We start from the raw sequence: 6,820 nt of genomic DNA, 5'->3' as shown, positions 1-6,820 counted from the left end.
CCGAATGGGTGCGAACTTTGGAGCTTTTGCTTTTCAAAAAGTATGAGCGAAGCGAATACATTACCAATATTTTTGCTTTTAGATTTCACAAATAGGATTACCCAAAAACTGCCCCACGAAGCGAGGAACGAGCTTCAATAGAGTACGAGCTTTAGCGAGTACCTAGGGCAGTTTGCACTCCCCTCTCGAAAGGCTTTTAATTATTTTTAAAGCTTTTAAATGCTTTTAGATAAGCTGAAAACATTGATATTAGAGGACTACAGCTTATATAAGCACACAAATTCTCTTGTATAAGCACACAAATTCTCTTGTATAAGCACACAAATTCTCTTGTATAAGCACACAAATTCTCTTGATTTACACACATAAAATATATAGTGTGTAAATACACATTAATAATAACGTGTATTTAATATGAAGAATGGTTTAGTTGTGAAAGATAATGCATTAATAAACGCCAGTTATAATTTAGAACTAACGGAACAGCGTTTAGTCATGCTTGCAATCATTAATGCAAGGGAATTAGGGCGGGGTATTACGGCAGATAGCAAACTAGAAATACATGCTAGTGACTATGCAAAACTATTTAATGTATCACCTGATGCATCCTACAAAGCCCTGAAAGATGCCGTAAATAATCTATTTAACAGGCAGTTTAGCTATACAGCCGAATATAAAAAAACAGGGAAGGTAGGTATCGTTCGCTCTCGCTGGGTAAGCCGTATTTTTTATGTAGATGATTTGGCATTACTAGAAATTACTTTCGCACCTGATGTAGTTCCTTTAATCACTAGATTAGAAGAACACTTTACAAAATATGAAGCCAAACAAGTTGCACACCTAACCAGTAAGTATGCTACTAGACTTTATGAGTTATTAATCGCTTGGCGTGAAGTTGGTAAAACACCTGTTTTTGAACTACAACAATTACGTAAAAATTTAGGTGTTGAAGATGATGAATATCAACGTATGCACCATTTTAAAAGCCGTGTATTAGAAACTGCCATTACTCAAATCAATGAACATACAGACATAAAAGCCACTTATGAGCAACACAAGAAAGGGCGTACAATTACTGGGTTTTCATTCAAGTTTAAGCAGAAACAACAACCGAAAAAATTAGATTCTAAGCGTGACCCAAACACACCTGACTTTTTTATCAAAATGACCGATGCACAACGCCATTTATTTGCAAAAAAAATGTCAGAAATGCCTGAAATGGGGAAATATTCACAAGGTACAGAAAGCTACCAACAATTTGCTATTCGTATCGCTGATATGCTTTTAGAGCCTGAAAAATTCAGAGAGCTTTATCCAATTTTAGAAAAATCAGGATTTCAGCCATGATTAAATTAAATAACCTATCAACCGATCTAAAGCATGTGACCGTTGAATACCTCGACATCGTAAATTATGAAATTGCGAGGGAAAATATATGCGGTTATATCTTCCTATTATCCCGACTATCCAAAGATGCCGAACCCACCGAAAAAATGCAGATGGAAAGCAAAATACAGAACTTAATTTACTATCGGGATAATTTACAAATCGAGGACAAGGACAATATTCAAAAGGTTTTAAATACGCTCATTCCAGAGTATCAAGCCGAACAAAACAACCAAACAGCTAAGAAAAATTAGGCTTCAATATCGGGCAAATCAAAAAGCTGTCGATCTCTATTTTCTGTTAAATATTCGTTGAGTTCAGCGAGTATTTTTTCTTTATTGGCTTCATTTGCCTGCATTTTCTTAATCAAGTAAGAACCGAGCAAAATTTTACGCCTAGTATCATCCTTGCGCTCCTGTTCTTTCTTTTTGGTACGTTCTCTTGCTTCAATAGCCTGTTTCTGTGCTTTTAACTGTTTCAGCTTCTCTAACTGGGCTTCAATTTTCTTTTCGATATTTTCAGCAGATTTAGTCATAACGGTTAATTTCGGAATATAGAAAACCACTCAAGCATAAGACCCTATGAATTGAAATTCAAGCGGGTAATATGCTATCGTGTTTTTCATGAAATGCGCACTTACGACTTGAATTTCATTCAAGTCAAAAGATGCGTAAGGGGGACACCCCTTAACCCCAAAAGCAAAAGCAAGAGCGGTAAAGCAAATGAAGAAATACAATATTGATGAACAGCATATTTTTATATGCTCAAACTGTGGGAATGAATTTTTATACAAATTACCTAAAATTCTTATAGAGCAAATGAATGGAGTATCCATTCAAACTATTAGAAAAGAATGCCCGAAATGTAATCAATACGTGGATGCCACAAGGAAAATTTAATGGCGATTTACCACTGTACAACCAAAACCGTTAACCGCAGTTCGGGAAGAACTGCCGTTGCATCTATGGCTTATCGTGCAGGGGAAAAACTCAAAGATGAACGAACAGGACTAACCCACGATTTTACGAGAAAGGATGGTGTCGCCCATAGCGAAATTGTGTCTAACCTTGATATAGAAATAGACCGTAGCGAATTGTGGAACTTGGCGGAACAGTCCGAAAACCGCAAAGATGCTCGAACTGCTAGAGAATGGGTCATTGCCCTACCTGATGAATTAGACGCTGATCAACGTAAGGACTTGGCAAAAGAGTTTGCTCAATCACTTGTTGATCGCTATGGCGTGATCGCAGATTTAGCCATTCACGAACCCAGCAAAGGCGGAAATGATAAAAACCATCACGCCCATATCATGCTGACCACCCGAAAAGCTGAATTAGACCCTGACAATAAACTCACTTTGACGACAAAAACCGATATTGAGTTAAGTAATGCCAAACGCAAAAGCCTAAATATGGGAACAACCCAAGACGACATCAAACAGATTCGGGAAACATGGGCGGACTTAGCCAATCACGCACTGGAGCGAGCAGGCTACCGAGAAAAAATAGACCACCGCAGCTATGCCGATCAGAACAATGGACTACAAGCCACCATTCATGAGGGGACTTCGGTCACTCAACTCCGTAGACAAGGCATAGACACCGAAATCAGCCGTTATAACGACCATGTGAAGCAACACAACGCCCAACACCTCAAACAACAGCAACAGCGCACAGACAGCGTTTTACAGCGTGGTTTAAACCGTGCCGAGCAAGGCTTCGAGCAATGGCAGAAAAACCAAGAAGCTAAACGCCTAGAACAAGAACGCCAAGCCGAAATACAACGACAGCAAAAACTAGAGCAACAGCAAGCCGAGCGAGCCAACCGTAAAGCATCACAAGACTTAGATCAGGGCGGAATGTACCGATGAGCAACCAAAACGACCTAGATGACCAGCTCTATATTTTACTGGCATCTATGAAAGAGTATCGAGAAGCCATAGCAGACGATAACAAGCGATTAGAAGCGTTTTACAAGGAAGTGGCTAGCGGAGTACTCAATAAGACCGAAAAACACCTAAAAAACGCCAATCAGAAGCAAATAGACGCACTCAACAACAGTATTCGGGAATTAAACAATGCAACCAATCAACTTGACTGGCGATTCATGGCAATCTACGCCAGTGCTTTTGTTAGCTTGCTGATCGTTTTCTTTTTAGCATTATTTTTATATGTGCCGAGCATGGACGAAATCAAACAGCGTAGAGCAGACGTTGCATGGCTAGAACAAAAATACAGCCTAGATATTAAAAATTGCAATGGGAAGTCTTGCGTTCGCATCATGAAAAATGACTGTCACGGAGCGAATAAGGATTATTGTGTGATTGACCCAAAATAATGATTAGACAGTACTTTGCTCGGCTCTTGCCATCACCGAATCAATGACAGCAGTCGCAAAGTTGCCCGACTTTGAAACATGGCTAAAGCCATCTTTCAAAGCATCGAGCGATAGTCATCCAAAAATTTCGGAATGGCTATCCAACTGATGCAGTTCTAAAATATCGTCACCAACAAGCCTATAGATCAAGACTAAATCAGGCTTCACATGACAATCACGACAATTTTTAAACTCTGCACCACCTTTCAAGGGATGATCTAAATACTTTTCAGGCAAAGGATTATTTGCGACTAAACAATCTAATACTTCTGCCCATTCAGCCGTAACCAGTTCTAAATAACGTCTTTTAATATCACGTTTAAAAGAACTGGTTACGATAATCTTACGTTTAGCCATGTGCTTCTTCCGACATAGCTTTAATCGCTTCTTCTACCGTTTCGTACTCGGTGTACTCGCCATTTTCAATCTCTTTTAAAGATTGAAGTAACTTGGCTGCTGCTTTAGGAGTTAAAGCAGGTTCTCGTGCATAGTCAAAAGACAAAGGAATCGCTTTAGTTTTAACGATTTGATTCAAGAACAGTTTGAATGCTTGAGGCATAGTCAAACCATAGTCTTCCAAAATTGGGGTGACTTGTTCTTTTAACTCTGCTTCTAAGCGCATATTGAAATTGACTGCGGACATGATTCCCTCACTCAAAAACCATTAAAGTAAAGATAATATAAGTCATATTCTTTACTTTTTCATTACTTTTGATGTAATAAATGGTTTCTGACAACTGAATTTCGTATAACAGCCATTATGTTAAATAACTTTTAGAAGCTTTAGTACAAGCTTGACAGATTGTCTTATCATTATAAAATAACCTTATTCAAATCATCCTCCCAAGAGTAACGCCAATGAAGTAAGTCATTTTCTCATCATTATTTTTAAACTTTTGATGTGCAAAATAGATTCTACTTGTGGCTATATATTCTTGGTCTCTACTTTATATCCTAAATAATATATTGTTTTTTATAAGTTAATCTTCACTATTTTGCATATCCTCTACATGAGGAATTTTTTATGCAACATGCATGTATTGCTTCAAACTTAAATTTAGAATTTTCTACACAGAAAATGTTTGATCAGCTAAACATTACGCTTTTATCAGGACAGGTTTCTGCATTAATTGGACGTAATGGTTTAGGTAAATCCCTATTGTTCAGAATATTAGATCAAAGCCAAGCTTTAGATATTCATTATAGTGGTCAAGTTTCATGGAATATCCAACATGATTATTTGGCACAATTAGAACGCCTTAATGCTGAAAATATTGCACAAGCATTAGAGGTAGATCATTTACATCATGCTTTTCGGCGTATAGAGAACAATACAGCTAGTTTTGATGATTATGAGTTAGTTGAAAATACCTGGGATTTACCACAAAAATGGCAAAATATACTTGAAAATGCTGACTTACCTACGGATTTGAACTTTCCAACAGAAAAACTGAGTGAAGGACAAAAAACAAAGCTGGCTTTATGTCGTTTGTTTTTAAAAAAGGATCACTATCTACTTTTAGATGAACCAAGCAACCATTTAGACTCAACATCTAGACAATGGTTAATTGAGAGTATTTTGGCACACCCTAGTGGTGTATGCCTGATTAGTCATGATCGCCAATTACTCAATCAAGTCCAACATATTTATGCTTTAACTGAATTAGGCTTACAACACTACAAAGGTAATTATGAGCATTACATTCAACAGCATCAGCTACACATGGATGCATTAACTCAGTCTATTAATAATGAGAAAAAAGAATTAAAGCAGTTAAAACAACGGCAACATGATAGCTTAATGAAAGCGAATAAACGTCAATCTAAAGGCAATGAACTTCGTGATTCTAATTCTCAAGCAAAGATTTTTCTAGATTTCAAAAAGGAAAATGCTGGACAAAGCTTAGGTAAGCTACGTGCCCAACAAACTCGACAAACTGATGATTTGAAAAATAGTCTGATTAATAGGCAGACCATTGTAGAAAAAATCAAAGCTCAGAAGTTTGAATTCCACTTACAGAGTACGAAGCAAGGAGAGATTTTAAGAATTCATGATTTAAAGCTACCCCATACAGCAACAAATAAAATTAATTTTGCATTGAAAGCTGGCGAAAAAATCCATCTTAAAGGTGCTAATGGAATTGGTAAATCAACCTTATTGAAATTGATTTCTACCCATCAACGTGATGATATTTTCTTTAGTGGAACATGTTTGTATTTAGATCAAAACTTTAGTTTATTAAATAATGATTTATCCGTAATCGAAAACCTTGCACTTTATAACTCCAATCTTACTGAAGTTGAGTGGAGAAATTTGTTAGGTCAGTTACGTATTCGTCGTGAAAAAGCTTTATTAAAACTATCAGAACTGAGTGGTGGTGAAAAATTGAAAGTCGCATTATTAGCAATGAGTCACTATCCTGATGGTATTGATTTATTATTGCTTGATGAACCAGAAAATCATTTAGATATTGAGTCTAGAGAGCTTCTATCGCAGGCTATTAGCCAATATCAGGGCGCTGTAATTTTAGTTTCACATGATCATTTTTTTGTTGAACAGTGTGAAATATCTGAAGAGTATTTAATTGAGTAAAATGACATTTTCAAATATATAGATTTATTAGTTCTACTAAAATTAACATAATACACCTTATACGAAATGCTTTATAATTATCCTTATAATTCAACGCTGTAGTTTCTAGTTGATAGCCCGAACATCACTGTTCGGGCTTTTTTAATGATTTGTCACGTTCCACGCCTACTATTTAATCAATGTTTCACAACTTTGATTAGCTCAATTAAATAATTAAAACCTAGATAATAAGAACCGAGCGAGTGTCTACGAGCGATTGAGCATCATCAAAATTTCGCCCTCGCCTTTTCTCTGATTACAAGCTCCCTTTCGATTTTAAACGGTAGGTACAGAGCATCCCGAATGGGTGCGAACTTTGGAGCTTTTGCTTTTCAAAAAGTATGAGCGAAGCGAATACATTACCAATATTTTTGCTTTTAGATTTCACAAATAGGATTACCCAAAAACTGCCCCACGAAGCGAGGA

General features: G+C 36.8%; 8 protein-coding genes. 5 read left to right on the top strand and 3 right to left on the bottom strand.

The annotated features are described in order from the left end of the window. Positions 1-414 precede the first annotated feature (414 nt). Together repM and FTU16_RS16085 are read left to right on the top strand one after the other, a co-directional pair. Positions 415-1,347: a replication initiation protein RepM gene (repM, locus tag FTU16_RS16090; RefSeq protein ID WP_026438545.1), complete on the top strand. Its 933-nt coding sequence runs from the start codon at positions 415-417 to the stop codon at positions 1,345-1,347. After that, on the top strand, positions 1,344-1,640 hold the full coding sequence (locus FTU16_RS16085) for a hypothetical protein (protein ID WP_087528905.1): 297 nt from the start codon (positions 1,344-1,346) through the stop codon (positions 1,638-1,640). The genes repM and FTU16_RS16085 overlap by 4 nt, the downstream gene beginning before the upstream one ends. On the opposite strand, the gene FTU16_RS16080 is transcribed toward FTU16_RS16085, so the two are convergent. Beyond that, the gene (locus FTU16_RS16080; RefSeq protein WP_004871868.1) at positions 1,637-1,921 is read right to left on the bottom strand and encodes a hypothetical protein; all 285 of its coding nucleotides are present in this window, start codon (positions 1,919-1,921) and stop codon (positions 1,637-1,639) included. The two genes, FTU16_RS16085 and FTU16_RS16080, sit on opposite strands and share 4 nt — an antisense overlap. Positions 1,922-2,284: 363 nt before the next feature. Between FTU16_RS16080 and mobQ the strand changes: the two genes are divergently transcribed. Both mobQ and FTU16_RS16070 read left to right on the top strand, forming a co-directional pair. Further along, positions 2,285-3,256, top strand: coding sequence for a MobQ family relaxase (gene mobQ / locus FTU16_RS16075; RefSeq protein WP_087528904.1), 972 nt, complete (start codon positions 2,285-2,287; stop codon positions 3,254-3,256). Further along, the gene (locus tag FTU16_RS16070) at positions 3,253-3,723 is read left to right on the top strand and encodes a hypothetical protein (RefSeq protein ID WP_004870960.1); all 471 of its coding nucleotides are present in this window, start codon (positions 3,253-3,255) and stop codon (positions 3,721-3,723) included. The genes mobQ and FTU16_RS16070 overlap by 4 nt, the downstream gene beginning before the upstream one ends. 114 nt (positions 3,724-3,837) lie before the next feature. Here the strand turns inward: FTU16_RS16070 and FTU16_RS16065 are convergent, their stop codons facing one another. Next, positions 3,838-4,119, bottom strand: coding sequence for a type II toxin-antitoxin system YafQ family toxin (locus tag FTU16_RS16065; protein ID WP_001129137.1), 282 nt, complete (start codon positions 4,117-4,119; stop codon positions 3,838-3,840). Beyond that, positions 4,112-4,405: a type II toxin-antitoxin system RelB/DinJ family antitoxin gene (locus FTU16_RS16060; protein ID WP_004870963.1), complete on the bottom strand. Its 294-nt coding sequence runs from the start codon at positions 4,403-4,405 to the stop codon at positions 4,112-4,114. The genes FTU16_RS16065 and FTU16_RS16060 overlap by 8 nt, the downstream gene beginning before the upstream one ends. A gap of 381 nt (positions 4,406-4,786) precedes the next feature. Here FTU16_RS16060 and FTU16_RS16055 point away from each other — a divergent pair, with 381 nt between their 5' ends. Next, complete coding sequence (locus FTU16_RS16055; RefSeq protein WP_159124549.1) at positions 4,787-6,355, top strand: ATP-binding cassette domain-containing protein; 1,569 nt, start codon at positions 4,787-4,789, stop codon at positions 6,353-6,355. Positions 6,356-6,820: the final 465 nt, after the last annotated feature.

This window comes from Acinetobacter sp. YH12069, from assembly GCF_013419675.1.
In the GTDB taxonomy this organism is placed as follows: Bacteria; Pseudomonadota; Gammaproteobacteria; order Pseudomonadales; family Moraxellaceae; genus Acinetobacter; species Acinetobacter amyesii.
The sequence above is the reverse complement of the archived record's forward strand: the minus strand, read 5'-3'. Positions and strand labels throughout refer to the sequence as shown.